Origin of the sequence: Burkholderia sp. ABCPW 11, assembly GCF_001523445.1 — a bacterium.
GTDB lineage: Bacteria > Pseudomonadota > Gammaproteobacteria > Burkholderiales > Burkholderiaceae > Burkholderia.
This window is the reverse complement of the sequence record NZ_LOVM01000004.1, coordinates 98,089-125,072: the sequence shown is the minus strand read 5'-3', so window position 1 is coordinate 125,072 and position 26,984 is coordinate 98,089. Positions and strand designations below refer to the sequence as shown.

General features: G+C 68.8%; 18 protein-coding genes. 9 read left to right on the top strand and 9 right to left on the bottom strand.

Going from position 1 to position 26,984, the window contains the following annotated elements; genetic code table 11:
• The first annotated feature begins 21 nt into the window (after nt 1-21).
• The 3 genes from WS61_RS03155 (at nt 22) to WS61_RS03145 (ending at nt 3,154) form a co-directional block, all read left to right on the top strand.
• A complete protein-coding gene (locus WS61_RS03155; protein ID WP_059499200.1) occupies nt 22-774 on the top strand; it encodes a glycosyltransferase family 2 protein in 753 nt (250 codons plus the stop codon).
• A 119-nt stretch (nt 775-893) separates the two neighbouring features.
• Nucleotides 894-1,736, top strand: coding sequence for a glycosyltransferase family 2 protein (locus tag WS61_RS03150; protein WP_059499199.1), 843 nt, complete (start codon nt 894-896; stop codon nt 1,734-1,736).
• 137 nt (nt 1,737-1,873) lie between these two features.
• Entirely contained in the window at nt 1,874-3,154 is a 1,281-nt protein-coding gene (locus tag WS61_RS03145) for an O-antigen ligase (RefSeq protein ID WP_059499198.1), read from the top strand.
• A gap of 139 nt (nt 3,155-3,293) precedes the next feature.
• Here the strand turns inward: WS61_RS03145 and WS61_RS03140 are convergent, their stop codons facing one another.
• The 3 genes from WS61_RS03140 to dnaE form a co-directional block, all read right to left on the bottom strand.
• Entirely contained in the window at nt 3,294-4,472 is a 1,179-nt protein-coding gene (locus WS61_RS03140; RefSeq protein ID WP_059499197.1) for a glycosyltransferase family 9 protein, read from the bottom strand.
• 150 nt (nt 4,473-4,622) lie between these two features.
• Nucleotides 4,623-5,711, bottom strand: coding sequence for a glycosyltransferase family 9 protein (locus WS61_RS03135; RefSeq protein ID WP_059499196.1), 1,089 nt, complete (start codon nt 5,709-5,711; stop codon nt 4,623-4,625).
• Nucleotides 5,712-6,020: 309 nt separating this feature from the next.
• Nucleotides 6,021-9,554 carry a DNA polymerase III subunit alpha gene (dnaE, locus tag WS61_RS03130; protein ID WP_059499195.1) on the bottom strand — a complete coding sequence of 1,178 codons (3,534 nt, stop codon included), beginning with the start codon at nt 9,552-9,554 and terminating at the stop codon, nt 6,021-6,023.
• 216 nt (nt 9,555-9,770) lie between these two features.
• Here dnaE and WS61_RS03125 point away from each other — a divergent pair, with 216 nt between their 5' ends.
• Nucleotides 9,771-10,628 carry a sulfurtransferase gene (locus WS61_RS03125; protein ID WP_059499194.1) on the top strand — a complete coding sequence of 286 codons (858 nt, stop codon included), beginning with the start codon at nt 9,771-9,773 and terminating at the stop codon, nt 10,626-10,628.
• Nucleotides 10,629-10,653: 25 nt separating this feature from the next.
• The gene (gene gluQRS, locus WS61_RS03120) at nt 10,654-11,550 is read left to right on the top strand and encodes a tRNA glutamyl-Q(34) synthetase GluQRS (protein WP_059499193.1); all 897 of its coding nucleotides are present in this window, start codon (nt 10,654-10,656) and stop codon (nt 11,548-11,550) included.
• Nucleotides 11,551-11,812: 262 nt separating this feature from the next.
• Here gluQRS and WS61_RS03115 read toward each other — a convergent pair whose 3' ends face one another.
• The 4 genes from WS61_RS03115 to purT form a co-directional block, all read right to left on the bottom strand.
• Nucleotides 11,813-13,360 (bottom strand): DEAD/DEAH box helicase, encoded by a 1,548-nt coding sequence (locus tag WS61_RS03115; RefSeq protein ID WP_034208023.1) that lies wholly within the window; start codon nt 13,358-13,360, stop codon nt 11,813-11,815.
• 378 nt (nt 13,361-13,738) lie between these two features.
• A complete protein-coding gene (locus WS61_RS03110) occupies nt 13,739-14,119 on the bottom strand; it encodes an MliC family protein (protein ID WP_059499192.1) in 381 nt (126 codons plus the stop codon).
• Nucleotides 14,120-14,212: 93 nt separating this feature from the next.
• Nucleotides 14,213-14,398, bottom strand: a complete 186-nt coding sequence (locus WS61_RS03105) for a DUF6726 family protein (protein ID WP_034208025.1) — start codon at nt 14,396-14,398, stop codon at nt 14,213-14,215.
• An 18-nt stretch (nt 14,399-14,416) separates the two neighbouring features.
• The gene (gene purT, locus WS61_RS03100) at nt 14,417-15,631 is read right to left on the bottom strand and encodes a formate-dependent phosphoribosylglycinamide formyltransferase (RefSeq protein ID WP_059499191.1); all 1,215 of its coding nucleotides are present in this window, start codon (nt 15,629-15,631) and stop codon (nt 14,417-14,419) included.
• A 216-nt stretch (nt 15,632-15,847) separates the two neighbouring features.
• On the opposite strand from purT, the gene WS61_RS03095 reads away from it, so the two are divergent.
• A complete protein-coding gene (locus tag WS61_RS03095) occupies nt 15,848-16,393 on the top strand; it encodes an META domain-containing protein (protein WP_059499190.1) in 546 nt (181 codons plus the stop codon).
• Nucleotides 16,394-16,570: 177 nt separating this feature from the next.
• Nucleotides 16,571-21,070 carry a DNA translocase FtsK gene (locus WS61_RS03090; protein ID WP_059499189.1) on the top strand — a complete coding sequence of 1,500 codons (4,500 nt, stop codon included), beginning with the start codon at nt 16,571-16,573 and terminating at the stop codon, nt 21,068-21,070.
• 96 nt (nt 21,071-21,166) lie between these two features.
• On the opposite strand, the gene WS61_RS03085 is transcribed toward WS61_RS03090, so the two are convergent.
• The gene (locus WS61_RS03085) at nt 21,167-22,411 is read right to left on the bottom strand and encodes a lactonase family protein (RefSeq protein WP_095211575.1); all 1,245 of its coding nucleotides are present in this window, start codon (nt 22,409-22,411) and stop codon (nt 21,167-21,169) included.
• A 166-nt stretch (nt 22,412-22,577) separates the two neighbouring features.
• Between WS61_RS03085 and WS61_RS03080 the strand changes: the two genes are divergently transcribed.
• Both WS61_RS03080 and WS61_RS03075 read left to right on the top strand, forming a co-directional pair.
• Nucleotides 22,578-24,407: a glycoside hydrolase family 15 protein gene (locus tag WS61_RS03080; protein WP_059499187.1), complete on the top strand. Its 1,830-nt coding sequence runs from the start codon at nt 22,578-22,580 to the stop codon at nt 24,405-24,407.
• Nucleotides 24,408-24,621: 214 nt separating this feature from the next.
• Nucleotides 24,622-26,112 carry a polyhydroxyalkanoate depolymerase gene (locus WS61_RS03075; RefSeq protein WP_059499186.1) on the top strand — a complete coding sequence of 497 codons (1,491 nt, stop codon included), beginning with the start codon at nt 24,622-24,624 and terminating at the stop codon, nt 26,110-26,112.
• A 104-nt stretch (nt 26,113-26,216) separates the two neighbouring features.
• Here WS61_RS03075 and WS61_RS03070 read toward each other — a convergent pair whose 3' ends face one another.
• Nucleotides 26,217-26,849, bottom strand: a complete 633-nt coding sequence (locus WS61_RS03070; RefSeq protein ID WP_034208032.1) for a TetR family transcriptional regulator — start codon at nt 26,847-26,849, stop codon at nt 26,217-26,219.
• Nucleotides 26,850-26,984 lie beyond the last annotated feature (135 nt).

Below are 26,984 nucleotides of genomic sequence, written 5' to 3'. Positions count from 1 at the left end.
CTCCGCCTTTCCGACGATTTCATGGCTGAACCCTCCCTCGGCGTCGCCCTCATCGCCCTCAACGCATCCGCGCGGCTCGCCCAGTGTCTCGATGCGCTGTCGTTCGCCGACGAGATCGTCGTCGTCGACGGCGGCAGCACCGACGATACCGTCGCGATCGCGCAGGCGCACGGCGCGCGCGTGATCGTCGAGCGCGACTGGCCGGGTTTCGGCCCGCAGAAGAACCGCGCGCTCGACGCGCTCGGTACCGACTGGATCCTGTCGCTCGATACCGACGAAGTCGTCACGCCGGAACTCGCGCAATCGATTCGCGACGCGATCCGCGCGCCGGCCGCGCAGGTCTATGCGCTCGACCGGCTGTCGAGCTTCTGCGGCCAGTGGATCCATCACAGCGGCTGGTATCCGGACTGGGTGCCGCGGCTGTTCAGGCGCGGCGCCGCGCGGTTCTCGGACGATCTCGTGCACGAACGCCTCGTGTTCGAGACCGCCGCGCAGCGCCTGCCCGGCAAGCTGATGCACTACTCGTACGAGGATTTCGAAACGGTCGTGCGCAAGCTCGACGCGTATTCGACGGCCGGCGCGCGTCAGCGCCGCGCGGCCGGCCAGCGCGGCGGCTTCGGCAAGGCGCTCGGCCGCGGCGCCTGGGCGTTCGTGCGCACCTACGTGCTGCGGCGCGGGTTCCTCGACGGCCGCGCGGGCTTCATGATCGCCGTGTTCAACGCGGAAACCGTGTATTACCGCTTCCTGAAGCTCGGCCACGAACCGGCCCGCTAGGCGAGCGCCGGCGCGCGGCCGGCCCGGCGTTACAATGCCGGGTTGCGCGCACCGCGCGTGCCCGCCCGAACGGCTGCGCCGCGCGCCGCCCGCCACGACGACCACCGAATCCGACCGCCATGTTCTCCATCATCATCCCGACCTGGAACAACCTGCCGTACCTCAAGCTCGTCGTCGGCAGCCTGCGCCGGCATTCCGCGTACGACCACCAGATCGTCGTGCACGTGAACGACGGCTCGGACGGCACGCTCGACTGGGTGCGCAACGAAGGGATCGAACACACCGCGTCGCCGACCAACATCGGCATCTGCCATGCGGTCAACCTGGCCGCCGCGCGCGCCGTGCGCGACTACGTCGTCTACATGAACGACGACATGTTCTGCTGCCCGGGCTGGGACACGGCGCTCGTGCGCCGCATCGAACGGATGCCGACCGACTTGTTCATGCTGTCCGGCACGATGATCGAGCCGGTCGACACGCGCAACCCGTGCGTGGTCGTCAGCGATTTCGGCCGCGACGCCGAGCAATTCGATGCGGCCGGCCTCGTCGCCGCGACGCCGAAGCTGGCGCGCGCGGACTGGCTCGGGTCGACCTGGCCGCCGACGCTCGTGCACCGCGACTGGTGGAACCGCATCGGCGGCTACAGCAGCGAGCTGTCGCCGGGCATGAGCAGCGACAACGACTTCTCGATGAAATTCTGGGACGCCGGCTGCCGGATCTTCATCGGCGTCGGCGACAGCCTCGTGTATCACTTCCAGCAGAAGAGCACCGGCAAGATCGTCAAGAACGACGGCCGCCGTCAGTTCCTGAACAAATGGGGCATGACCCAGGCGACGTTCGATCGCTATTACCTGCATCGCGGCGAGCCGGTCGGCACCCGAATCGCGCTCGATACGCCGACCGTGGAAGGCCGCCTGAAGCGTGCGCTGCTGCGCTCGCGGATCAAGCGCGCGCTCAGCTGATCGAGCCCCAAAAACCGCACGGAAACCTGTCCTGCTTCGCGTATACTGCGCCGTTCGTCCCGGGTCTCTCGCCGGGGGCGCGACGCGGCGCGGTGCACGCCGCTCGCGCGCCGCATTCGTCCATACGCCAGGTTCCGATGCTTTCGTTTTCCACTCCCGCCACGCGGCGCCTGACCGCCGCCCGTGCATTCGCCGTCGCCGCGCTCTGCATGGTGCCCGTCTCGACCGCGCTGACCAACGTGTTCTGCGGGCTGTTCGCGGTCGCGCTCGTGATCTCCCCCGAATTCTGGCGCAACCTGCGCTCGTTCGTCGTCGACCCGGCTTCGCTGGCAGCGCTGCTGATCCTGGCCGCGCTGGCCGTGAGCGTCGCTTATACGGTCGCGCCGCATAACAAGGCGTGGAACTGGGTCGCGAAGTACGACAAGCTGCTGCTGCTGCCGTTCGCCGTGCTCGCGTTCCGTCATTCGAACTGGGCGCCGATCGTGCGGCGCTGCTGGTTCGCCACGCTGTGCGTGATCCTGCTGCTGTCGACGACCAACTACCTCGGGCTGACCGCGATCGGGCCGGCGCATGCGACCCAGTTGCCGCTGTCGCGCGCGTGGGTGTTCAAGAACCATATCGCCGCCGGCATGTTCGGAGCGTTGCTCTTCTACCAGGCAGCCGATCTCGCGCTGGCAGCCCGCACGATGCTGTCCCGCGCCGCGTATGCGGGCATCGCTGCGTGGTCGCTCGTCAACGTATTCGTGATGCTGCAAGGACGCACGGGGCAGGTTATCGCGCTGTTGCTGATCCTCGTCGTCGCCGTGCGTTTCGTGCTGTTGCTGCGCCGGCAGTCTGCGTTGCGCGCAGGGCTCGCCGCCGGCATGCTCGTCCTCGCCGGCGCCGCGCTCGTGGTCGCCGCCTGCACGGTTCACAACGGCCGGCTGACGAAGGTCGTGACGGAAGTGCAGCAATACCGACAGAGCGACGCGGCCACGTCGACCGGGCTGCGCCTCGAGTGGTACAAGAAGGGATTCGAGCTGTATCGCCAGCGCCCGGTGCTCGGCTACGGCGCAGGCGGCCTCGAATCCGAATTCGAGAAGCTCACGGCCGGCAAGACGGCGGCCGAAGGTCAGCTCACGTCGAACCCGCACAACGAATACCTGCTGATGGCCGTGCAGCTCGGCTCGCTCGGCGTGCTGCTGTTCATCAACCTGATCGTGCAGATCGCGCGCGGCAGCCGTGCGCTCGATCCGCGCTCGCGACACCTGCTGCTCGCGTGGCTCACGATCTTCGCGATCGGCAGTCTCGCGAATTCGCTGTTGCTGGATTTCGCCGAAGGGCACCTGATCGTGCTGCTGGCCGGCATCCTGCTCGGTTGCGGCGAGCGTAGCGAAGCGCTGCCGCGCGAAACGTCGGCGATCCGCCGCAGCGTGTAACGCACGCCTGCATACGTTCCGCTGCCCACGCCGACCGGTTCGGCGGCAGCGGACATCCCCGGTCGATGCGGGCGAGCCGCGTGGTTCTCCGCGAAACGAAGCCCCCTGCCAACGAAGAAAAACGCGCGTTTGCCGTGCGTCAGTCGGATCCGGCGCGGCGCAGTCGCGACGTGTCGACGACGACGTCGGCCGGGCCCGGCGGATTCAGCCCGAGCATCTCGGCAGCCGCGGCCTTCACGCGCTGCGCCCCAAGATGGACGAGGCAGTCGCTGCGGCTGTCGACATGACGCTCGCAGCCTTCGTGCCGGCACGGCACGCAATCGCCGTCCCCTTGCAGCAGCCACACGTTCCCGTGCCGGCCCGAGCCGCGCAGCAACCACGGATTCTCGGTCGCGGGCCAGTGCTGCGGCCACGGCCCCCAGCGCACGGGATCGGACGGCCCGAACAGTGCAATCGTGTCGGTGCCGGTCGCGGCCGCGACGTGCGTCGCGCCGGTGTCGGGCCCGATGAAGAGCCGTGCGCGCCGCACGAGCTCCGCGCTCTCGCCGAATGTCAGGCGCCCGACCAGGTTCAGCAGGTCGCCGCCCGCCTCGTTCGCGATCTGCTCCGCATACTCGCGCTCGCGGTCGGCCGGCCCGCCCGACAACGCGACCGCGAAGCCCTGCTCGCGCAGCCAGCCGATCATTTCGACCCAGCCGTCGAGCCGCCATTGCTTGTAACGGAACATCGGATACGGATGCAGCACGACCAGCGGCTTGCCGGCGCGGATCGCTGGCGACTCGGCGAGCCACGCGTCGAACCGCGCGCGCCGCGCGGGATCGTCGCCGATGCCGGGTGCGACGACCTCGGACACCGGCTCGATGCCGATCACCGGCGCGAGTGCGAGCGTACTGACGACCGTATGCGCGGATTCGTGGTGATTGATCGCGATCCCGTTCAGCATCATCCGCGTGAGCCACGTGACGCGGTTCGGGTCGACGAGACCGACCCGCTTGCGGCCGGCGAACCAGCTATAGAAACGCGGCCGGTCGGAACTCAACGCCGCGCACGCGAGATCGTAGCGGCGCCACATCGACAGCGCGTCGCGCAGCCGCTCGCCAAACCCCGCGCGCTGCGCGACCACGATCACGCGCCGCACGTCCGGATTGTGCTCGAGCACGCCCTCGGTGCCGCGAAACACCAGCATGTCGATCTGCGCATCCGGCCAGCGAGCCTTCAGCGATCGGACGAGCGGCGTCGTCAGCAGCACGTCGCCGATACGGCGCGGCGCGGCAACGAGGATGGTTCTGGGCGGACGGGCGGAAGAAAACAGGGCCACGGCGATCGTCTGGCTGGCTGAACAAGGCTGGCAATGTACAGGATTTTGCAGCAGCCGGCGCGGCATCGCGCACCGGCCGCGCCGGCTGCTGCGATGCGGCCCCGCCAGCGGGGCCGTCGTGCGGTACGCGGCCGCGATGCGCCCCCGGCGCTACGAAGCGGTCGTGACGATCGCGGCCGCCGTGGCGGCGGCCGGCTGCTCAAGCGCCGCGTCGGCCGCAGCGTCGTCGCGATGGCCGGCCTGCGGCAGCAGGTGGTGCACCGCGCGCTCGACCGCATCGACGCCGATCGCATCGACGGTCGGGCCCGCGCGCAGAATCACGTGCGGCACGCCCAGCGGATGCCAGCGCAGGTATTTCTCGGGACGGTCCTCGAACAGTGCGGCCACCGGTACGCCGAGCGCCGACGCAAGGTGGACGGGTGCGCTGTCGGCCGAGACGATCATATCGAGCAGGCTCGCGGCCGCCACCAGTTCGGCGATCGACGCAGGCGCGACATGCCGTGCATTCACGTCGCGCCATACCTCGTCTTCGACAGCCGGGCCGATGGCCGGATCGCGAAACACGATCACGTCGGCGACCGGTGCGAGCCGCTCGCCGAGGTCGCGCCAGCGGTCGGCGGGCCAGCGGCGCTCGACCGCCTTGTTCGACACGAACAGCCCGACGCGCGGCTTCGTCCGCGCGCCGAGCAGGCGATGCCACGCCTCCTGCAGCGTGCGATCGGGATGCACCGACAGCTCGAGACGGTCGAGATCGGCGCAGCCGAGTTCGGGCACGAGCCGGAAGCCCGACAACGCTTCATGGCACATCGGCCGCTGCGCGACATGCTCGGGCTTGCGATCGTCGAATTCGGTCCTGGCATCGTGCCAGCGGCAATCCTTCGCGCGAAGCTGGCGCGCGAACTGCATGCTGCTGCGATGCATGCCGCCGTTCGGCACGATCACGAGGTCGAACCGCAAACGGCGCAAACGGCGTACGAGTCGCAACCGGTCGAAGAAGGCGCGCATCCGCCCGGGACGGTCGTTGCGCTCGCACTGACGGCTGTACACGTAGGTATGGACCGTGTGCACGTTCGGGTTTCCGGCCAGCGCGGCCGCGTTGTAGCGGTTCGCGACCACATGCAGCTCCGCGCTCGGCCAACGCGCCTTCAGCGCGCGGAGAAACGCCGTCGTGCACAGCATGTCGCCCAGAAAATCAATCCGGATCACGAGGATCCGCTGCGTCGGGTTCCCATCGGCCATAGTCATGTGGTGACAATCCGTTTTTTATCGTCGCGACGGGCCGTTCCACGGCATCCCGTTCGGAGGCTCCACTGCCGCGCGTTGCCGCACCCCGTATGGACCCGCCCCTGTTTATTCGCGCGCCACCGGCGCGGCGCCACTCGCCGTGCGAACCCGCGGCAGGCGCGGCGTTCGGACGGTCAGCGCGGGATTGTATAGCGTCCGGATGGCCAGCCCAAGACTCCGATTACCTCGCACGTAAAAACGGCCCGCCGCACCGCACGATGGCGATGCGACGGGCCGCCTATACGCGAGCCGAAGCGGGCGCGGTCAGTACGTGATTTCGACGACGCTGCCGTCGAACGCCGCACGCAGCTCCGCCAGCAGCACGTCGCTCGGCCTCACGCGCCACGCGTCGCCCAGGCGCATCTCGCCTTGCGCGCGCGCGTTGCTGTAGTGGATCTGGACTGCGAGCCCGTTCGGCAGCGGCGGCTGCGGACGCCGACCGCCATCGCGGCCGCCGCCGCGCGGCGCGGGCGCTTCGAGCCCGTTCGCCGCGGCCGGATCGTCCTTCGACACGTGCGGCTCGAGCACGCGGCGCAGCGCGAGCGCGTCGGCGTTGCCGTTCATCGTCAGCCGCACGGCCTGCGCATAGCGGCTGCGCGCGCGTTCGAGATCCATCACGGTATCGGCCGTGAAGCGAATGCCACCGGTGAACGCGTCGTTGCGCGCCTGCCCCTGCACGATCAGCAGCTCGTCCTCCTTGAACAGCGCCTTGTTCGCCTCGAACTGTTCGTTGAAGATCGTGATCTCGCACTGGCCCGTGCCGTCGTCGAGCAACGCGATCAACATCTTGCCGCGCTGGGTCATCTGCGTGCGCAGCGACGCAATGATGCCGGCGACGAGCTTGTCGCGCCCTTCCTTCAGGTCGCCGACCTTCTGCCGCACGAAGCGGCGCACTTCGTCGCGATACGCGTCGAACAGGTGGCCGGACAGGTAGAAACCGAGCGCGGCCTTTTCTTCCTGCAGGCGACGCTTGTCGTCCCACGCGGGTTCGTCGACGAGCGCATGCGCATGCGGCGACTCGGCGCCCATGTCGAACAGGCCGGCCTGCATCGCATTCGCTTCGGCCTGGTCGGCCGCTTCCATCGCGAGCGGCACCGACGCGATCAACTGCGCACGGTTCGGGTTCAGCGAATCGAACGCGCCGGCGCGAATCAGCGCCTCGACCGTGCGGCGGTTGACGACGCGCCGGTCGATCCGCTCGCAGAAGTCGAACAGGTCGGTGAACGCCTTTTCCTCGCGTGCACGCAGGATTTCCTCGATCGCGTTCTGGCCGCTGCCCTTTACCGCGCCGAGACCGTAGCGGATCGTGCGCGAGCGCTTGCCGTCGGCTTCCGCGACCGGCTCGAACCGGTAATGCGACTGGTTGATGTCCGGCGGCAGCACGGTGAGGTTGTTCAGGACGCAGTCGTCGAACAGGATCTTCACCTTGTCGGTGTCGTCCATCGCGAGCGTCATGTTGGCCGCCATGAATTCGGCCGGATGGTGCGCCTTCAGCCACGCGGTGTAATACGCGAGCAGCGCATACGCGGCCGCGTGCGACTTGTTGAAGCCGTAGCCCGCGAACTTCTCCATCAAGTCGAAGATCTCGTCGGACTTCTCGCGCGTGAGGCCGTTCTTCGCCGCACCCTCGGCGAAGATCTCGCGGTGCTTGGCCATCTCCTCGGGCTTCTTCTTGCCCATCGCGCGACGCAGCAAGTCCGCACCGCCGAGCGAGTAGCCGCCGATGATCTGCGCCATCTGCATCACCTGCTCCTGATAGACCATGATGCCGTAGGTCTCTTTCAGGACGGGTTCGACGCGCGGATCCGGATAGTCGACCTTCTCGCGCCCGTGCTTGCGTGCGCAGAAGCTCGGGATCAGGTCCATCGGGCCCGGACGGTACAGCGACACGAGCGCGATGATGTCCTCGAAGCGGTCGGGCTGCGCATCCTTCAGCATGCCCTGCATCCCGCGGCTTTCCAGCTGGAACACCGCGACCGTGTTGGCCTTCTTCAGGATCTGGAACGAGGCCGGATCGTCGAGCGGCACCTGCGCGAGCGACCAGTCGGCCTTCGACGGATCGAGGCGGCGGATGTAGCGCTCGGCCCAGTCGAGGATCGTCAGCGTCGTGAGACCCAGAAAGTCGAACTTCACGAGACCGACGGCTTCGACGTCGTCCTTGTCGTACTGGCTGACCACGCCGCCGTCGTCGCCCTGCGTGTACAGCGGGCAGAAATCGGTCAGCTTGCCGGGCGCGATCAGCACGCCGCCCGCGTGCATCCCGACGTTGCGCGTGAGGCCCTCGACGCGCTGTGCGAGGTCGAGCAGCTGATGGACTTCGTCCTCGTTGTCGTAGCGCTCCTGCAGTTGCGGCTCTTCCTTCATCGCGTCGGCAATCGTCACGTGCTTGCCGGGCTTGAACGGGATCAGCTTCGCGACGCCGTCGGTGAACATGTAGCCGAGGTCGAGCACGCGGCCGATGTCGCGCACGGCCGCCTTCGCGGCCATCGTGCCGAAGGTGGCGATCTGCGACACGGCGTCCGCGCCGTATTTCTCCTTCACGTACTGGATCACGCGATCGCGGCCGTGCTGGCAGAAGTCGATGTCGAAGTCGGGCATCGACACGCGTTCCGGGTTCAGGAAGCGCTCGAACAGCAGGTTGTAGCGCAGCGGATCGAGGTCGGTAATGCCGAGCGCGTACGCGACCAGCGAGCCGGCGCCCGAGCCGCGGCCCGGGCCGACCGGCACGCCGTTGTTCTTCGCCCAGTTGATGAAGTCCGCGACGATCAGGAAGTAGCCGGGGAAGCCCATCTTCGTGATGGTCCCGCACTCGAATTCGAGGCGCTTGTAGTACGTGTCGCGCTGCGCGTCGCGCTCGGCTTCGACCGGATACAACTGCGCGAGGCGGGTCTCGAGCCCTTCCTTCGACAACTGGACCAGGTAGTCGTCGAGCGACATGCCGTCCGGCGTCGGAAACAGCGGCAGTTTCGGCTTGCCGAGTTCAAGCTTCAGGTTGCAGCGCTTCGCGATCTCGACCGTGTTCGCGATCGCCGACGGCAGGTCGGCGAACAGCGCGACCATGTCGTCCTGCGTGCGGAAATACTGGTCGGTCGTGAAACGCTTCTGGCGCCGCGGGTTCGCGAGGATGTCGCCTTCCGAGATGCACACGCGCGCCTCGTGCGCGGTGAAATCGTCGTCGGTCATGAACTGCGTCGGGTGCGTCGCGACGACCGGCAGCTTCAGCGACGCGGCGAGCGTCGCGGCCTGCTGGATGTACGCCTCGGCGCCCGGCTGGCCGTAACGCTGCAGCTCGATGTAGAAGCCGCCCGGGAACACCCGCGCCCAGCGCTCGGCGTGGCGGCGCGCGGCGTCTTCGTTGCCCGCGGCCAGCGCGAGCCCGATATCGCCCTGTTGCGCGCCCGACAGCGCGAGCAGCCCCTGCGCGCGCTCGCCGTCGAGCCAGCTCGCGTCGAGCTCCGCTCGGCCGCGGTACTGGTTCGTGAGCCACGCCTTCGACAGCAGCTCGCAGAGATTCAGGTAACCGACCTTGTCCTTGACCAGCAGCAGCAACCGCGACGGCTTGTCGCGGTCGTCGGGATTGGCAATCCAGACGTCGCAGCCGGCGATCGGCTTGATGCCCTTGCCACGGGCTTCCTGGTAGAAACGGACGAGACCGAATGCGTTGCCGAGATCGGTGAGCGCGAGCGCACCCTGACCGTCCGCGGCGGCTGCCTTGACGATGTCGTCAATGCGCACGATGCCGTCGGCGATCGAGAACTCGGAGTGAACGCGAAGATGGACGAAGCGAGGATCTGACATGGGCGCTATTGTAGCCGCCTCGCCGCGCAGGCTGCCCAAAAAATGCCCGCTTTGGCCGTTCGGCCGATGCACGCGGCGACGCGTCGCGCGGTTGGCCGGTCGGCCGGGTACCGATGCCCGCGCCGTTTGCGGGATAATACGGTTTTTCGAATCAACGCCCCGGCTTCGCACCCTTTTTTGCGGGCCGCCGTGCGGCCGTTTTCCCGTCGGACCATCATGACCATCGTCAACCTCGCCGCCTACCACTTCGTCTCGCTCGACGCGAACGAGCAATGGCGCCCGCTCGTCACCGCCCGCTGCAACGAACTCGGCCTGCGCGGCACGATCCTGCTTGCGCCGGAAGGCATCAACCTGTTCATCGCCGGCACGCGCGAAGCCACCGACGCGTTCATCGCATACATCCGCCACGATCCGCTGTTCGAAGGCAAGTTCGCGACGCTGCAGTTCAAGGAAAGCCTGTCCGACTCGCAGCCGTTCCGCCGCATGCTCGTGCGCCTGAAGCGCGAGATCATCACGATGAAGAAGCCGGCGATCAAGCCGGAACTCGGCCGTGCGCCGTTCGTCGACGCCCGCACGCTGAAGACGTGGCTCGACCGTGGTCACGACGATACGGGCCGCCCGGTCGTGATGCTCGACACGCGCAACGCGTTCGAAGTCGACGTCGGCACGTTCGACAACGCGCTCGACTACCGGATCGACAAGTTCAGCGAATTCCCGGAAGTGATCGACGCGCATCGCGCCGACCTCGAGGGCAAGACGGTCGTGTCGTTCTGCACCGGCGGCATCCGCTGCGAGAAGGCCGCGATCCACATGAAGGAAATCGGCATCGAGAACGTGTACCAGCTCGAAGGCGGGATCCTGAAGTACTTCGAGGAAGTCGGCGGCGCGCACTATCACGGCGACTGCTTCGTGTTCGACTACCGCACCGCGCTGAACCCGCAGCTCCAGCCCACCGAGAACGTCACGTGCTTCGCGTGCCGCGCGGTCGTCACACCGCAAGCGCAACAATCGCCGAGCTACGTGCCCGGCAAGTCGTGCCCGGCCTGCGCGCAGGCCGCCAGCGCCGCCGCGTAACCGCGCGTCGCATCGCGCCCCGCCGATGAACCACGGCTATCGCGGCCGCTTCGCGCCGTCGCCCACCGGCCCGCTGCACTTCGGCTCGCTGGTCGGCGCGCTCGCGAGTTGGCTTGACGCACGCGCGCACGGCGGCACCTGGCTCGTGCGCATCGAGGATCTCGACGGCCCGCGCACGGTGCCCGGCGCGGCCGACGACATCCTCGCGACGCTCGCACATTTCGGCATGACGCCCGACGAGCGGCCCGTCTGGCAGAGTACGCGCGACGCGGCCTACGCGGCCGCGCTCGAGCGGCTCGTCGCGGCCGGGCTCGTGTATCCATGCGGCTGCACGCGCAAGGAAATCGCCGATTCGCTGCGCGCCACCCACGAACGCCACACGACGCTTGCGTATCCGGGCACCTGCCGCACCGGCCTGCACGGCAAACCCGCGCGCGCATGGCGGCTGCGCGTGCCGGACGGCGACGACGCGCTCATCACGTTCGACGATCGCTGGCAGCGCACGCAATCGCAGAACCTCGCGACCGAAGTCGGCGATTTCGTGCTCAAACGCGCGGACGGCCAATGGGCGTATCAGCTCGCGGTCGTCATCGACGATGCCGACGCCGGCATCACGCACGTCGTGCGCGGCGCCGACCTGCTCGATTCGACCGCGCGCCAGATCCATCTGCAGCGCTGCGTCGGCGTGCCGACTCCCGCGTACCTGCACGTGCCGGTCGTCGTCGACGCCAACGGCGAAAAGCTCAGCAAGCAGACCGGCGCGACGGCGCTCCAACGCAACGATCCGCTGCCGGCGCTGCGGGCCGCGGCCGCGCATCTCGGACTGTCGAACGATGGCGAGCTGCCGGGCGATACGATCGACGCGTTCTACGCGGCCGCCACCGATGCGTGGGCGCGTCGCTTCGGGCCGCGCGCCGGTTGAAGCGCCGACAGGACACCGGCCCATGCCGACGAGTTCCTGCATCCGTCGGCGGCGAATCGGATCGCATGAAAGCGTGACAGAAGGCTGAGCACCACGTCCGCTACGGCACCGCATCGAAATATCCGCCCCCGCGCGGCACGCAATCGCCCGCGCACGCACGCCCCGTCCCGATCGCGTCGCCCAATGAAAAACGGGCACATGCCCGTCGCATGTGCCCGCCTGTCCGGCAGCGCTCACGCGCCGCCCTGCCGCTTCGCCCAGCTTACGCCGACGGCTTGCGCGGCATTCCGAACCCGCCGAGCAGCGCGGCGACCTGACGCTTCGGCCCTTTCTTCTCGGGCTGCTGCGCGGCCTGCGTGTCGTCCGGCTGCTTCGCCGGCGCCGACGGCTCGTACGGTTTCAGGAAGAAATCGTCGACCGGCGCTTCGTGCCGGCGATGATGGCCACCACGCTCGGAACTGCCCGACCGGCGACCTGCTGCACCGCGATGCTCGTCGCGCTCGCGCCGGCCGCCCCGTTCGCCACCGCGCTCGCTGCTGCGCTCACCGCCGCGCTCGTCGTGACGCTGGCGCGCCGGCTTGTCGAGCTTGAGCGTCTGCACTTCGAGCGGACGCTTGATCAGCTTCTCGATATCGGCGAGTTGCTTGCGCTCGTTCGGGCTGCACAGCGACAGCGCGTCGCCCGTCGCCCCCGCACGACCGGTACGGCCGATCCGGTGCACGTAGTCTTCGGCGCTGAACGGCAGGTCGAAATTGATCACGGCCGGCAGTTCGGCGATGTCGAGACCGCGCGCGGCCACGTCGGTCGCGACCAGCGCCTCGATTTCGCCGCGCTTGAACGCGTCGAGCGCCTGCATCCGCTCGATCTGCGTCTTGTCGCCGTGAATCGCCGACGCGACCACGCCGTCGCGCTCGAGGTTGCGCGCGAGGCGGCTCGCGCCGATCTTGCTGTTGCAGAACACGATCACCTGCTTGAGGCCGCGATCGCGCAGCAATTGCACGACGGCCGCCTGCTTGTCGCCTTCGGCGACGTCGTAAACGATCTGCGTGACGTTCGCGTTCGTCGAATTGCTGCGCGCGACTTCGATCGTCTGCGGGTTGCGCAGGTAGGTCGATGCGAGCTTCTTGATTTCGCCCGAGAACGTGGCCGAGAACAGCAGCGTCTGACGCTCCTTCGGCAGCAGGTTCAGGATGCGCTGCAGATCGGGCAGGAAGCCCATGTCGAGCATCCGGTCGGCTTCGTCGAGCACGAGGATTTGCACCTGGCCGAGGTTCGCCGTCTTTTGCTGCACGTGGTCGAGCAGGCGGCCCGGCGTCGCGATCAGGATCTCGACGCCGCGGCGCAGTTCGGCCGATTGCGGGTTCATGTCGACGCCGCCGAACACCACCGCGCTGCGCAGCGGCGTGTGCTTCGCATACGCGTGCACGTTCGCGGCAACCTGGTCGGCGAGTTCACGCGTCGGCGTGAGGATCAGCGCCCGCACGGGGTGGCGCGCCGGAGACGCGCTCGTATTGGCTTGCGGCAGCAGACGCTGGATGATCGGCAGCGAGAAGCTCGCGGTCTTGCCGGTGCCCGTTTGCGCGGCGCCCATGACGTCGCGGCCGGCGAGCACGACCGGAATGGCCTGAGCCTGAATCGGCGTCGGCGTCGTATAGCCCTGCTCCGCAATGGCTTTCAGGATATCGGCGGCAAGGCCGAATTGGTCGAAGGTTGCGTCGACGGGCTTGGCGACAGAATCGGACATGGTGGCGTTTCGCTCAAAAGGCGCGGCGGGGACATCGTGCGTCAGGCCGGCCGGGCCTGCGCTCATCACAATTCGGAAATAGACGGAGCCGCGGCGCGCCGCGCGGCGCCGCTCTGGTGCTTGGGACCGGTTCGATGCGAACGCCGGACGCCAGGCCGTGCGGACTCCGTTCGGCGCGAATGCCGGCGGAAAGGGTCGTATTGTAGCACCGTGCGGGCGTCTGTCCGTGACAACGCCGCGAACGGCCGCGACCGCGGTTCGCGCGGCGTGCCTGTCCGCCCCGCGCGACCGGGCGATTGGCCGATCGGGCTATCCGTATCGGCCAGTGAACCATATTAGGGGCTCGATCCTGAAATCCCACACGGGCATGCCCGCCCGTGCGCCCTGCCGTCAATCCGACGGCAGGTCACGCAGGCGAATATGCGCTGCGCGCGCGTCCACCGCTCAGCCCTTCTTCTTTTTCTTCTCGACCTGCACGCAGTCGCCCAGCAGCGGCGGCGACTGCGGGTCGGCGATCTCGTCGCGCAGCGTCGCTTCCTTGCCCTTCGTCCACCAGGTATAGCGGCCGGCCTGGTAGCGTGCGCCCGACGCCGACACCGTATCGACGAACAGCATCTGCTTGCCGTCCACCGGCACGAGCGCGAAGCTCTGGCCGTTGCCCGCGAGCCAATACGACACGCGCACCGGCTGCTTGTGGTTCGCGCACTGATAGATGGTTTGCTGGCGCGCGTCGGCGTCGATCTCCTCGACGGTCAGTTGCGCGGCATGCGCGACCGAAACGGCGGTGCCGGCGAGCGCAAGCGCGGCGAGGGTTGGGCGAATCATGCAGGTCCTCTCACGAGACGATGGAAACGCGCCCGTGCGGGACGCGCGGTTATTGTTTGCAGGATCGGCGGGAAATCGCGCCGATCGCCAGAATCAGGGATCGATCACGTCCGCGCACGCATCGGTCGGCGCCGCGGCGAGATGGCCGACGAGCGGCACGATCTTGAGTCCGGCCGACGCCACCCGGCACGGCGCGGCCGCGACGCCGCAGCCGGCGAGACTCGCGACGAGCGCCAGCGCGGCGCCCAGCTTTCCGATACGCAACCATCGCGACGCCATCGTCCTCTCCTCGTTCCGTCAGCGCGCCGACACGGGCCGAACGGCCGCGGCAGCGCGCTTCGCGCGTTCGCGGGCTTCGTCGACGGTCGCGCCGGTCGCCAGCGCGACGCCCATGCGCCGCTTCGCGAAACTTTCCGGCTTGCCGAACAGGCGCAGGTCCGCGCCCGGCACCGCGAGCGCGTCGCGCACGCCTTCGAACGCGATCCCGCGCTCGTCGAGCCCGCCGTAGATCACCGCCGACGCGGCCGGCGTGCCGAGCGCCGGATCGACCGGCAGGCCGAGAATCGCCCGCGCGTGCAGCTCGAATTCCGACTGGCGCTGCGAGGCGAGCGTGACGAGGCCCGTATCGTGCGGCCGCGGGCTCACCTCGGAGAACCATACGTCGTCGCCGCGCACGAACAACTCGACGCCGAACAGCCCGCGCCCGCCGAGCGCCTCGGTCACCTTGTGCGCGATCTCGCGCGACTTCTCGAGCGCCGCCGCGCTCATCGGCTGCGGCTGCCACGATTCGACATAGTCGCCCGCCACCTGCACATGGCCGACCGGTTCGCAGAAATAGGTGCGCGTGTCGAACGTCGCCGGGTCGATCGCGCGCACGGTCAGCTGCGTGATCTCGTAGTCGAAATCGACGAAGCCCTCGACGATCACGCGGCCGTGGTTCACGCGCCCGCCCGCCATCGCGTAGTCCCACGCGGGCTTCACGTCGGCATCGGTCTTCACGACCGACTGCCCCTTGCCCGACGACGACATCACGGGCTTCACGACGCATGGCATGCCGATCTTCGCGACGGCCGCGCCGAAAGCCTCGAACGAATCCGCGAACGCATACGGGGAAGTCGGCAGGCCGAGCGCCTCGGCCGCGAGCCGGCGGATCCCTTCGCGATTCATCGTGAGCTGCGTCGCGCGCGCGGTCGGGATCACCTCGGCGAGGCCGGCCGCCTCGATCGCCGCGAGCGCGTCGGTGGCGATCGCCTCGATTTCGGGGACGATCAGGTGCGGCCGTTCGGCTTCGACGATGGCCCGCAGCGCGGCCGGGTCCGTCATGTCGATCACGTGCGCGCGATGCGCGACCTGGTGGCCCGGCGCGTCCCGATAGCGGTCGACCGCGACGACTTCGACGCCGAGACGCTGCAACGCGATGATGACTTCCTTGCCGAGTTCGCCGGCGCCGAGCAGCATGACGCGCGTGGCCGAGGGTGAAAGCGGCGTACCGAGCCGCTGACCGATCTGCATGTGATTTCCCGCTGGTTCTGTTGGAGGACGAAAACGGCTTCGATGTTAACACGGGCATCCGGGCCGGTTCGGGCGGTTTGGCCGCGCCGGCGCCCGGTCGCGCGAGGCCCGCGGGCGGGCCGCGAACGTTTTCGCGCGCGAAGTGTCGGCTCGCCTGCCGCGGGGCGGGTGCGTTACTCTTACGCCTTGATCAGAATCCGAAGAGGAACGAGGCTCATGTCCCACCTGTCCGCGGCCGCACGCGCACGCACCGGCCTGCTTCGCCCGTTGCGCGCGCCGCTCTGCGCGTTGACGCTTGCCACGCTTCTCGCCGCCTGTGCGATGCCGACCCATCCCGATTCCGCCGCCCCCGCGCCCGATCCGTACAATCCGGCCGCCGTCCAGCTACTCGACGACACGAGCTGGGAGCTCACCAGTTGGGTGAACGCCGACGGCACGCCACGCGCGATCCCGCACGGCGACAACGGCGAGCCGATCAAGCTCGCGCTGTCGACCGACTCGGGCATCCGCCGCGCGAGCGGGTTCTCGGGCTGCAACCGCTACATGGGCACCTACGCGATCAAGAACGGCCTGCTGAGCTTCGGCCCGCTCGCCGGCACGCGAATGGCCTGCCCGAACACGCTCGGCGGCCAGCTCGAATCCGCGTACCTCGACGCGCTCGCCCACATCGAGAAAACCGGCGTGCAGATGCGCGCGCCACTGCAATTGCAGATCGTGACCCAAGCCGGTGCAACGCTGACGTTCACGCAGCGGAGCCCCTGATGTCCGGCGCGCGCGAAGGCCGACCGACCGCCTTCGTGTGGCGCGCCACGCGCACGTGCCATCCACGTGCGTCGCGCGGCGTGAACCGGAATCACGCCGCGTTAGAGTCTTGTTCGCCGGCCGGTTAAACTCGGCGGGTCGCGCCCTGCGCGCCCCTCCCCACTCCTGTTTCAAAGCATGCACACGGTTGTCTTCGGCTGGTTCGGCATCTCCGCCGTCTGGTTTCTCCTTCTCTTCTGGCGTCTCGTGCAGGCGATGCTGCCCGGCGGCGGCGGGCTCGCCGGCCGCGGCTCGATCCGCCTGTGGCTCGGCTTCGCGGCGGTGTTCGTCGCAAGCTGCACGCTGACGAGCCCGCTATCGGGCCCCGACACGAACGCGCTCGGCCATGCGTGCTCGGCCGGCTTCGCCCACGTGCTCGGCCCGATCGGCACGCCGATCGCGATGGTCGTGCTGTTCTTCGCCGGCTTGCCGTGGCTGACCGGCATCGGCTGGCGGCAGTTCGCCGCGTGGGTCGACACGTCGTTCGGCGTCAAGCTGTCGCGCGACGGCGGCGACGACGACGCGCGCGGGATCGCCGACCTGCCGCGCAGCGCGCTGCATCGCGACGACGACGTCGTGCAGCCGACCACCGCGCACACCGTCAACTCGATGGCGCCGCGCCAGAACGGCCGGTATTCGCGCCCGACGGTGTGGAAACCCGATCCGCAGGCGCGCCCGAAGCCGCGCAGCAAGACGCCGCCCCGCCCGCTCGCGGAGCCCGTCGCGCCGTCGGGCTGGCTGAAGCCGACCGCCCCGCCGCGCACGCCGGTGCCGCCCGCGCCGATCCCGGCCAGTGCGATGCCGCCGCCGACTACCGGCAGCACCGCCAGCCTCGCGCGCGCCGCGGCGAACGCGCAAGTGCCGCGCCCCGCGCCCGCCCCGCTTCCGGTCGGATTCGAACCCGTCCGGCCGCGTCCGACCGCCGCGCGACCGGCCACAGCCGCGCTGACGCAGACGGCGCCGCGCGCGACGGTCACGCCGCGCCCGGCCGGTACACCGCCGCAGCGTCCGCCGGTGCGGCCGGGCGCAGGCACGGCGGCAGCCGGCCCGTCGGACGCGGCACGACGCCGCCCGGCACCGCCCGCGCCGGCGCGCGCACCGCTCTATGCATGGAACGAGAAGCCGGCCGCGCCGATCACGCCGGCGCCGAGCGTTCACGACACGCTGCGTTCGATCGAGGCCAGCACCGCGCAATGGGCATCGCTGGGCGGCGCGCAATCGGCCGATGCAACGCGCGCGGCGACCGCTGCCGCCGCCGTGGCCGGCGTCGCCGCGACGGCAGGCAGCGTGGCCGCGCCGGCATCCGCGGCCGCGTCGAACGCGTTCGTCCCCGCGGCGCAGGACATCGCAGCCCAGGACGCCGATGTCCCGGCCGCACGCGATGCCGCGCCTGCTCGCGACTACGGCGCGCCGATCGTGCTCGACGCCTTCATGCCTGCGCAATCCGGTATCGCGCAGGCCCCGCGTGTCGATTCGCCCACCCGGGCGCTCGACGACGCCGCACCGTCCGCGCGGCCGGATACCGGCATCGATGATCGCGCGTTCGCGCATCGCGCGGACGACGAAATCCGTCGCGTGGACGATGCGGCCGCTGCGCCGTCGTTCGACGTCGCGCCTTGGGACGACGTCGTCAGCCCGCCGATTTCCGCGCTCGACGTGTCGACCGAAAACCCGATGGCCGATGCGCCCGTGCACGCCACGGGATCGGAGTCCGCTCATTCGGCGTTCGCGCAAGCAGGCAATGCAGCGGTTCGCGACCTCGGTGCCGGCAAGCCGACCGCGTCCGTCGATGTCGACGACGAGGACGACGCACGACCGGCGCCTGCAATCGATCGCGCGGCACCGGTCCACTTGCATCGAGGGGCTACCGATGCGCACGCCGACGTGAAGCCGCCGGCCGACAGCATCGTTTCGTTCGCTGCCCTGCCCGCTTCGTCGATTGCGGCAACGTCCGCACCGGCCGTATCGCATCCCGCACCGGACGCTGCCAAGCCGGTCGAGGCGGAACCTGCCGCGTCGTTTCCGGCTGTCGCTCCACGCGCGACGCCCGCCGCCACGTATTGGACACCTTCGACGGTACAGCCCGCCGCGGCCCCGTCGACCGTCTCCGCCCAATCGCCGAAATCACCGGCGGCTCAGCCGTTTGCCGCGACATCGACGGCTTCGACCGCCGCTGCGTCGCCGCTGACCGGCACGGCTGACGGTTCGACTGCACACGCGTCCGCACCCGCCTCCACGTCGAGCATCGCGCCCGTCGACGCCGCAGTTTCGTCGGTCGGCGTAACCGGTACGGCGTCCGCGTCGCCGTCGCAACCGGCCGCGTCGGCACCACCCGCTACTTCCGCCGCGTCGGCGTCGCCGGCCGGTGTGACGGGCCTGCCCTACGGTTCGCTTTCCCGCGCTTCGACGCCCGCATCGACCGATGCGCCCGCCGTGACGCCATCGGCGACCGGCGCATCGGGTTCGCCGTTCGGTTCGACTGCGCAGGCGCCAACAACGCCGGCGCCCGTCACCGCGACACCCGCGACTTTCGCGTCCGCGGCCGTCGCCGCACCGTCTTCCGCGCCGGCATCGACGCTTCCGGTCGACACGGCAACCCCGTCGACCGGTACCACGACTTTCGCGACATCGGGCTCATCGAGCGCAGTCGCTCCGCAGCCGGCAAGCGGCCTGCCCGCGTCGCCCACCGCGTCCGCACCGGCGTCGCCGTCCTTCAGCACGATCGCGTCGACGACCACGGCCGCCGCCACGCCGATCCACTCGATCGCGGGCTCGCCTGCCGCGGCCACCGGATCGCCGACGTCGATAGGTGCGACCGCTGCGACGCAGGCTCCGTCGATCGCGTTCGTCCCCGCCGCAGTCGCAGCCCAGACGTTGACGACACAGCCCGCCCCGGCCGCGTCGTCGGCGAGTTGGTCGATGTCGCATGACGCGGGCGCAACGCCGAGCGCGACACCGCAAGCGGCGCCCCTCCCCGCTGCGAACCTCTCGCCCACGCCGGCAGCCGCGGTTTGCGCGCCGACCTTGCCCGCTGCCCCGTCGATCGGCGCACGGGCCACCGAAGCCGCCGAAGCCATCGACGCAGCCGAACCGGCCCCGGTCGCCCCCGCCCGCCCGCCGCACCCGAACGCGTTCGAATTCCACGCACCCGCGTCGTTCAGCGTCGAACTGCCGACGCTCGACCTGCTCGAGCCCGCATCCGACGACGTCGAAACGATCACCGAGGAACACCTCGCGCAAACCGCGCAGGTGATCGAACAGCGGCTGCAGGAATTCAAGGTGCCGGTGACGGTGGTCGGCGCATCGGCCGGCCCCGTGATCACGCGCTTCGAGATCGAACCCGCGCTCGGCGTGCGCGGCAGCCAGATCGTCGGCCTGATGAAGGACCTGTCGCGCGGCCTCGGCCTCACGTCGATCCGCGTCGTCGAGACGATCCCCGGCAAGACCTGCATGGGCCTCGAACTGCCGAACGCGAAGCGCCAGATGATCCGACTGTCGGAGATCCTCGAATCGCGCCCGTACCAGCATTCGCCGTCGCAACTGACGATCGCGATGGGCAAGGACATTACCGGCCACCCGGTCGTCACCGATCTCGCGAAGGCCCCGCACATGCTCGTGGCGGGCACGACGGGTTCGGGCAAGTCGGTCGCGATCAACGCGATGATCCTGTCGCTGCTGTACAAGGCGACGCCGGAAGACGTGCGGCTCATCATGATCGACCCGAAGATGCTGGAGCTGTCGGTCTACGAAGGCATCCCGCACCTGCTCGCGCCGGTCGTCACCGACATGAAGCTCGCGGCGAACGCGCTCAACTGGTGCGTCGGCGAAATGGAGAAGCGTTACCGGCTGATGTCGGCCGTCGGCGTGCGCAACCTCGCGGGCTTCAACCAGAAGATCCGCGACGCGGAAGCGAAGGAAAAGAAGATCGGCAACCCGTTCTCGCTGACGCCCGACGACCCGGAGCCGCTGTCGAAGCTGCCGCTGATCGTCGTCGTGATCGACGAGCTGGCCGACCTGATGATGGTCGCCGGCAAGAAGATCGAGGAGCTGATCGCCCGCCTCGCGCAGAAGGCGCGCGCGGCCGGCATCCACCTGATCCTCGCGACCCAGCGGCCGTCGGTCGACGTGATCACCGGCCTCATCAAGGCGAACATTCCGACGCGCGTCGCGTTCCAGGTGTCGTCGAAGATCGATTCGCGCACGATCCTCGACCAGATGGGCGCGGAGTCGCTGCTCGGGATGGGCGACATGCTGTTCCTGCCGCCGGGCACCGGTTATCCGCAGCGCGTGCACGGCGCGTTCGTCGCCGACGAGGAAGTGCACCGGATCGTCGAGTATCTGAAGCAGTTCGGCGAGCCGCAATACGAGGAAGGGATTCTCGACGGCCCGGCCACCGACGGCGCGACGCAGGACCTGTTCGGCGATGCGCCGGACGCGGAAGCCGATCCGCTGTACGACGAAGCCGTCGCGTTCGTCGTGCGCACGCGGCGCGCGTCGATCTCGTCGGTGCAGCGTCAGTTGCGCATCGGCTACAACCGTGCGGCGCGCCTCGTCGAGCAGATGGAAGCGGCCGGCCTCGTGTCGGCGATGGGCATCAACGGCAGCCGCGAGGTGCTCGTGCCGGCCGCAGCCGACTGAGGCCGGCGGCCCGCCGGCCGCGATTCATCGAGACGGGCGCGCCGCGCAACCGGCCGCCCGCAAAAAAAGGCGCTGCCTCAGCAGCGCCTTTCTCGTTTACTGCACCGGCACCAGCTTGAAATCGACCGGCTTGCCGACCGCGACCTTCTGCGGATTCGCGCCGAGCTGCCCCGTTTCGACGTCGCGACTGAACACGTAGAACGTGTCGCTGTCCTGGTTGCCGACGATCAGCCACTTGCCGGTCGGATCGATCAGGAACTCGCGCGGCGTCTTGCCGAGGCTCGACTGGCGGCCGACGTACTTCAGCCGGCCGTCCGCCTTGTTCACCGCGTAGATCACGAGGTCGTTCGCGTCGCCGCGGTTGCTCACGTACAGGAAGCGCCCGTCCGGCGACAGGTGGATCGCGCCGCCGCCGACCTTGCCCTTGAAGCCCGGGGCCGTCATCGGCACCGTCTCGACCGGCGTCAGCTTGCCGTCGTGATAGCCGAACACCTCGACCGACGCGTTGAGCTCGCTCGTCACGTACGCGAACCGGCCGTCGGCGCCGAACACCATGTGACGCGGGCCCGAGCCGGCCTTCACCGGCGTGTAGCGCGTGTCGGTCGGGCTGATCAGCCCGCGGCTGCCGTCCACCGTGTAGCGGTAGCCGTAGATCTTGTCCGCGCCGAGATCCTGCACGAACAGGTAGCGGCCGTCCGGCGAAAATACCGTCGAATGCACGTGCGCGCCGTCCTGGCGGCCCTTCACGGGCCCCGTGCCTTCGTGATGGACCGTCAGCACGGCCGGGCCGACGGCGGCGTTGTCGCGGATCGGGAACACCGCGAAGCTGCCGCCCGGATCGGCCGCAACCGAGTAGTTGGCGGTGACGAGGTACTTGCCGTCCGGCGACAGCGCGAGATAGCAAGGATCGTTCCCTTCCGACGATACGCGGTCGATGAACGTGAGCGCGCCCGTCTTCGCGTCGAAGCCGAACGCGCTGATGCCGCCGCGCTGCGTCGCCGGTCCGTTGTCGCCGGGCAGTTCGTTGACCGCATATACGGTGCGACCGTCGCGGCTCGGCAACAGATACGACGGATTCTCGGTCTTCGCCGACGACACCGGCGCGACGCTGCCCGTTTTCGTATCGAAGCGGTAAACGTAGATCCCGTCGCTGCCGCCGCCCGTATAGGTGCCGACGAGCAGGTTGTAGACGCCGTCGGCCGGGGCGGACGATTGCTGCGCGAATGCGTGGGTCGCGGACAGGGAAAGCACGATCGCGAAACCTTTCATCCAGTGAGCGAACCTAAGCGGGAACCCTCGTGTCGAAGCGCGTGCGTCACGCTCGCGTAAACGGTTGGGCATTGAATCCTCCTTGCATCGAGTCGCTTCAAGTGTTGAGATAGGACGAAACGCCGGCCGTTCATGCGCTCCGCCGCCCGGCCGAGTATACGGGGCGCGGCGCCCGGGCGTGAAGTCCGGGCCGCCGGCGTCCGCATTGTGAACTCGAATACCCAAGGATCGCCTGCCCATGCCCGCCCTGATCGAAGACTACGCCCTCGTCGGCGACGGCCACACGGCCGCGCTGATCGCAAAAGACGGCTCCGTCGACTGGCTGTGCTGGCCCCGCTTCGATTCGGGCGCCTGCTTCGCGGCGCTGCTCGGCACGCCCGAGCACGGCCGCTGGCTGCTTGCTCCGGCCGCCGACGCCGCGATCACGCACACGACCCGCCGCTATCGCGGCGACACGCTGATTCTCGAAACCGATTACGAAAGCGCCGACGGCGCCGTCACCGTGATCGATTTCATGCCGCCCGGCAACGGCTGGTCCGAACTGGTGCGGATCGTCGTCGGCCGCCACGGCACGATGAAGATGCGCATGGAGCTCGTGTTGCGCTTCGACTACGGTTTCTCGATTCCGTGGGTCACGCAACTGACCCGCGAGGATGGCATGAAGGCCATCGCCGGCCCCGATACCGTCGTGCTGCGCACGCCGGTGCCGCTCACCGGCAAGAACCTCCATACGCTCGCGGAATTCACGGTGAGCGCCGACGAGCGCGTGCCGTTCTCGCTCGGCTACGCGGCGTCGCACATGCGGCTGCCGCCGGCGCGCGACCCGCTGTCGATGCTCGCGCGCACCGAGAACTACTGGCTCGAATGGTCGGGCCGCTGCCAGGTGCAGGGCCGCTACGCGGCCGCCGTGCGCCGCTCGCTGATCACGCTGAAGGCGCTCGCGTACGAACCGACCGGCGGCATCGTCGCCGCGCCGACCACGTCGCTGCCCGAAAAGATCGGCGGCAACCGCAACTGGGACTACCGCTACTGCTGGCTGCGCGACGCGACGATCACGCTGCTCGCGCTGATGCGCGGCGGCTACTACGACGAGGCGCGCGCATGGCGCACGTGGCTCGGCCGCGTGATGGCCGGCTCGCCCGAGCAGATCCAGATCATGTACGGGATCGCCGGCGAGCGCCGGCTGCCGGAAATGGAGCTCGACTGGCTGCCCGGCTACCAGGATTCGAAGCCGGTGCGCGTCGGCAACGGCGCCGCGAACCAGCTCCAGCTCGACGTGTTCGGCGAGGTGATGGCCGCGCTGCACCTCGCGCGCGTGGGCGGCCTGCAGGCCGACGACACGGTCTGGTCCGTGCAGTGCGCGCTGCTCGACCATCTCGAGAAGATCTGGCAGGAGCCCGACGAAGGCATCTGGGAAACGCGCGGCGGCCGCCGCCATTTCACGTTCTCGAAGGTGATGGCGTGGGTCGCGTTCGACCGCGCGATCAAGTCGGCGGAAATGTTCCGGCTGCCCGGCTCGCTCGACCGCTGGCGCGCGCTGCGCGAGCGGATCCATGCGGACGTCTGCGCCAATGCGTGGCACGAAGGCAAGCAGGCGTTCGCGCAGAGCTACGGCAGCGACGAGCTCGACGCGAGCGTGCTGCTGCTGCCGCAGCTCGGCTTCCTGCCGCCGGAAGATCCGCGCATCGTCGGCACGGTCGACGCGATCGAGCGGGAATTGCTGCACGACGGGCTCGTGATGCGCTACCGCACGACCGAATACGACGACGGCCTGCCGCCGGGCGAAGGCACGTTTCTCGCGTGCAGCTTCTGGCTGGTCGACAGCTATGCGCTGCTCGGCCGGATCGACGACGCGCATCGGCTCTTCAGCCGCCTGCTCGCGCTGTCGAACGACCTGGGGCTGCTCGCGGAGGAGTACGACCCGGTGGCCGGGCGGCTCGTCGGCAACTTCCCGCAGGCGTTCTCGCACGTGGCGCTCGTGCATACCGCGATGAACCTGATGCACCATGAAGACGCGATGGCGCGCGCGGCCGGCCAGCCCGCGCCGGCCGTCGCGACCGGCCGCTGAGCGGCGCGGCGCGCGCCCTTGTTCATGGATCGTCAAATCGCAAAAATTTGATGAAAAAACCGGGAAATGTTGCATTGCACAACCGATCGTTGTCCGATATGATCGACGAGATTGTCCGGCTGCAATGCAACATGGCCGGCCGCTGACCCACACGGCACGCCGCGACGCCCCACGCCGCCCTTGCGCACCGTCCCCCCACGCGGGAGTAGCCTGCATGCTTTACCAACTGCACGAATTCCAGCGGGCAATGCTGAGCCCGCTCACGGCCTGGGCCCAGGCCGCCTCGAAGTCGTTCGCGAATCCGTCCAGCCCGTTCTCGCTGATCCCCGGCGCGCCGCGGATGGCGGCCGCCTATGAGTTGATGTATCGGCTCGGCAAGGATTACGAAAAGCCGGAATTCAACATCCATCAGATCGTCAAGGACGGCCACAACATCCCGATCGTCGAGCAGACGATCATCGAGAAGCCGTTCTGCCGGCTGCTGCGCTTCAAGCGCTATTCGGACGACGCCGACGCCGTCACGCAACTGAAGGACGAGCCGGTCGTGCTCGTCTGCGCGCCGCTGTCGGGCCACCACTCGACGCTGCTGCGCGACACGGTGCGCACGCTGCTGCAGGATCACAAGGTCTACATCACCGACTGGATCGACGCGCGGATGGTGCCGGTCGAGACCGGCCCGTTCCACCTGCACGACTACATCGCGTACATCCAGGAATTCATCCGTCACATCGGCGCGCGCAACCTGCACGTGATCTCGGTATGCCAGCCGACGGTGCCGGTGCTCGCGGCGATTTCGCTGATGGCGAGCCGCGGCGAGGACACGCCGCTCACGATGACGATGATGGGCGGCCCGATCGACGCGCGCCGCAGCCCGACTTCCGTGAATTCGCTCGCGACGCAGCACTCGACCGCGTGGTTCGAGAACAACGTGATCCACACGGTGCCGGCGAACTATCCGGGCGAAGGCCGCCAGGTGTATCCGGGCTTCCTGCAGCACACGGGCTTCGTCGCGATGAACCCGGAGCGGCACGCGCAATCGCACTGGGATTTCTACCAGAGCCTGCTGCGCGGCGACGAGGACGACGCTGAAGCGCACCGCCGCTTCTACGACGAGTACAACGCGGTACTCGACATGGCCGCCGAGTATTACCTCGAGACGATCCGCGTCGTGTTCCAGGAATTCCGGCTCGCGGAAGGCACGTGGGACGTCGAAGGCGAGCGCGTGCGGCCGCAGGACATCAAGCACACCGCGCTGATGACGATCGAGGGCGAACTCGACGACATCTCGGGCAGCGGCCAGACGCACGTCGCGCACGAGCTGTGCACCGGCATCCCGCAAGACGATCGCCGCAGCCTGACCGCCGAGAAGTGCGGCCACTACGGGATCTTCTCGGGCCGCCGCTGGCGCACGATCATCTACCCGCAACTGCGCGACTTCATCCGCGAGCATGCACCGGAACCGAAGCACGGCGCGACGAAGCTGCCGGCCGACGCCCAGGATGCGACCACGATCGGCGCCGTGCCGGCCGCCAAGCCGCAGCCGGAAACGACAGCGCGCGTCACTGCCGCGAAACGCGCGCGCGCGAAAACGCCGGCCGTGACGGTCGCGCCCGCCAAAACGCCCGCTGCGAAAGCCGCGCCCGCTGCGAAACGCGCGGCAGGCGGCTCGCGCGCAAAAACCGTGCGGGCCCGCAAGGCCGCCTGACGCGCCGCGTTCCGACGCAAAAACGCCGCCGTTCTTGCGTACGGCGGCGTTTTTTTATGCGGCGGCCGCGAGCGGGCGGCTCATCGGCTCGTCCGTTCGTCGCGTCAGCGCCGCAGCAGATACGCGAGCAGCACCTCGGTGCTCATCCGGACCATCTCCGCGCGCTCGTCGGTGTCGGTGAAGTCGCGGCCGAGCGTCGCCGCGAGCGTGAAGCGGTTCGAGACGATGTAATAGCCGAGCCCCGACAGCGTCACGTAGAAGCGCAGCGGATCGACGTCGCCGCGGAACAGCCCGGCCTTCTGGCCGCGCATCAGCACGTTGCCGAGCTTCGCGACGATCGGCGACATCATCTCGCGGATCCGCGTCGACTTGTGCAGATAGCGCGCTTCGTGCAGGTTCTCGTTGTTGATGAGCCTGAGCAGCTCCGGATGGTCGCGGTAGTAGTCCCAAACGAAATGCGCGAGCCGCGTGACGGCCTCGACCGGCGCGACGCCGTCGAGATCCAGCACGCGCTCGGCCTCCGTCAGCGCGGAGAACGCGTGTTCGAGCACCGCCGTGAAGAGCTGTTCCTTGCTGCCGAAGTAGTAATAGAGCATGCGCTCGTTCGTTTCGGCCCGGCGCGCGATCTGATCGACGCGCGCGCCGAACAGCCCTCCATTCGCGAACTCTTCGGCTGCCGCCATCAGGATGCGGCGGCGCGTACCTTCAGGATCTCTTTTGATTTTTGGCTGATTCATGGTGGCGTTTTGCTACGTGAGCCGCTTGATCCGGACCGGCACCCCCACCGCCTCGGCGCCGGCCGCCCTGGAACGGGCGCCCCGCGGGCGGCCGCCCTCCTGCTGAGCCCCTGCAAAAAAGCGGTTCGATTATGC

Excerpts from the sequence above, each read along its gene's own strand:
- WS61_RS03155 (WP_059499200.1), top strand. The coding sequence starts at position 22 with ATGGCTGAACCCTCCCTCGGCGTCGCCCTCATCGCCCTCAACGCATCC.
- WS61_RS03150 (WP_059499199.1), top strand. The coding sequence starts at position 894 with ATGTTCTCCATCATCATCCCGACCTGGAACAACCTGCCGTACCTCAAG.
- WS61_RS03145 (WP_059499198.1), top strand. The coding sequence starts at position 1,874 with ATGCTTTCGTTTTCCACTCCCGCCACGCGGCGCCTGACCGCCGCCCGT.
- WS61_RS03135 (WP_059499196.1), bottom strand. The coding sequence starts at position 5,711 with ATGGCCGATGGGAACCCGACGCAGCGGATCCTCGTGATCCGGATTGAT.
- dnaE (WP_059499195.1), bottom strand. The coding sequence starts at position 9,554 with ATGTCAGATCCTCGCTTCGTCCATCTTCGCGTTCACTCCGAGTTCTCG.
- WS61_RS03125 (WP_059499194.1), top strand. The coding sequence starts at position 9,771 with ATGACCATCGTCAACCTCGCCGCCTACCACTTCGTCTCGCTCGACGCG.
- gluQRS (WP_059499193.1), top strand. The coding sequence starts at position 10,654 with ATGAACCACGGCTATCGCGGCCGCTTCGCGCCGTCGCCCACCGGCCCG.
- WS61_RS03115 (WP_034208023.1), bottom strand. The coding sequence starts at position 13,360 with ATGAGCGCAGGCCCGGCCGGCCTGACGCACGATGTCCCCGCCGCGCCT.
- WS61_RS03110 (WP_059499192.1), bottom strand. The coding sequence starts at position 14,119 with ATGATTCGCCCAACCCTCGCCGCGCTTGCGCTCGCCGGCACCGCCGTT.
- WS61_RS03105 (WP_034208025.1), bottom strand. The coding sequence starts at position 14,398 with ATGGCGTCGCGATGGTTGCGTATCGGAAAGCTGGGCGCCGCGCTGGCG.
- purT (WP_059499191.1), bottom strand. The coding sequence starts at position 15,631 with ATGCAGATCGGTCAGCGGCTCGGTACGCCGCTTTCACCCTCGGCCACG.
- WS61_RS03095 (WP_059499190.1), top strand. The coding sequence starts at position 15,848 with ATGTCCCACCTGTCCGCGGCCGCACGCGCACGCACCGGCCTGCTTCGC.
- WS61_RS03090 (WP_059499189.1), top strand. The coding sequence starts at position 16,571 with ATGCACACGGTTGTCTTCGGCTGGTTCGGCATCTCCGCCGTCTGGTTT.
- WS61_RS03085 (WP_095211575.1), bottom strand. The coding sequence starts at position 22,411 with ATGCCCAACCGTTTACGCGAGCGTGACGCACGCGCTTCGACACGAGGG.
- WS61_RS03080 (WP_059499187.1), top strand. The coding sequence starts at position 22,578 with ATGCCCGCCCTGATCGAAGACTACGCCCTCGTCGGCGACGGCCACACG.
- WS61_RS03075 (WP_059499186.1), top strand. The coding sequence starts at position 24,622 with ATGCTTTACCAACTGCACGAATTCCAGCGGGCAATGCTGAGCCCGCTC.
- WS61_RS03070 (WP_034208032.1), bottom strand. The coding sequence starts at position 26,849 with ATGAATCAGCCAAAAATCAAAAGAGATCCTGAAGGTACGCGCCGCCGC.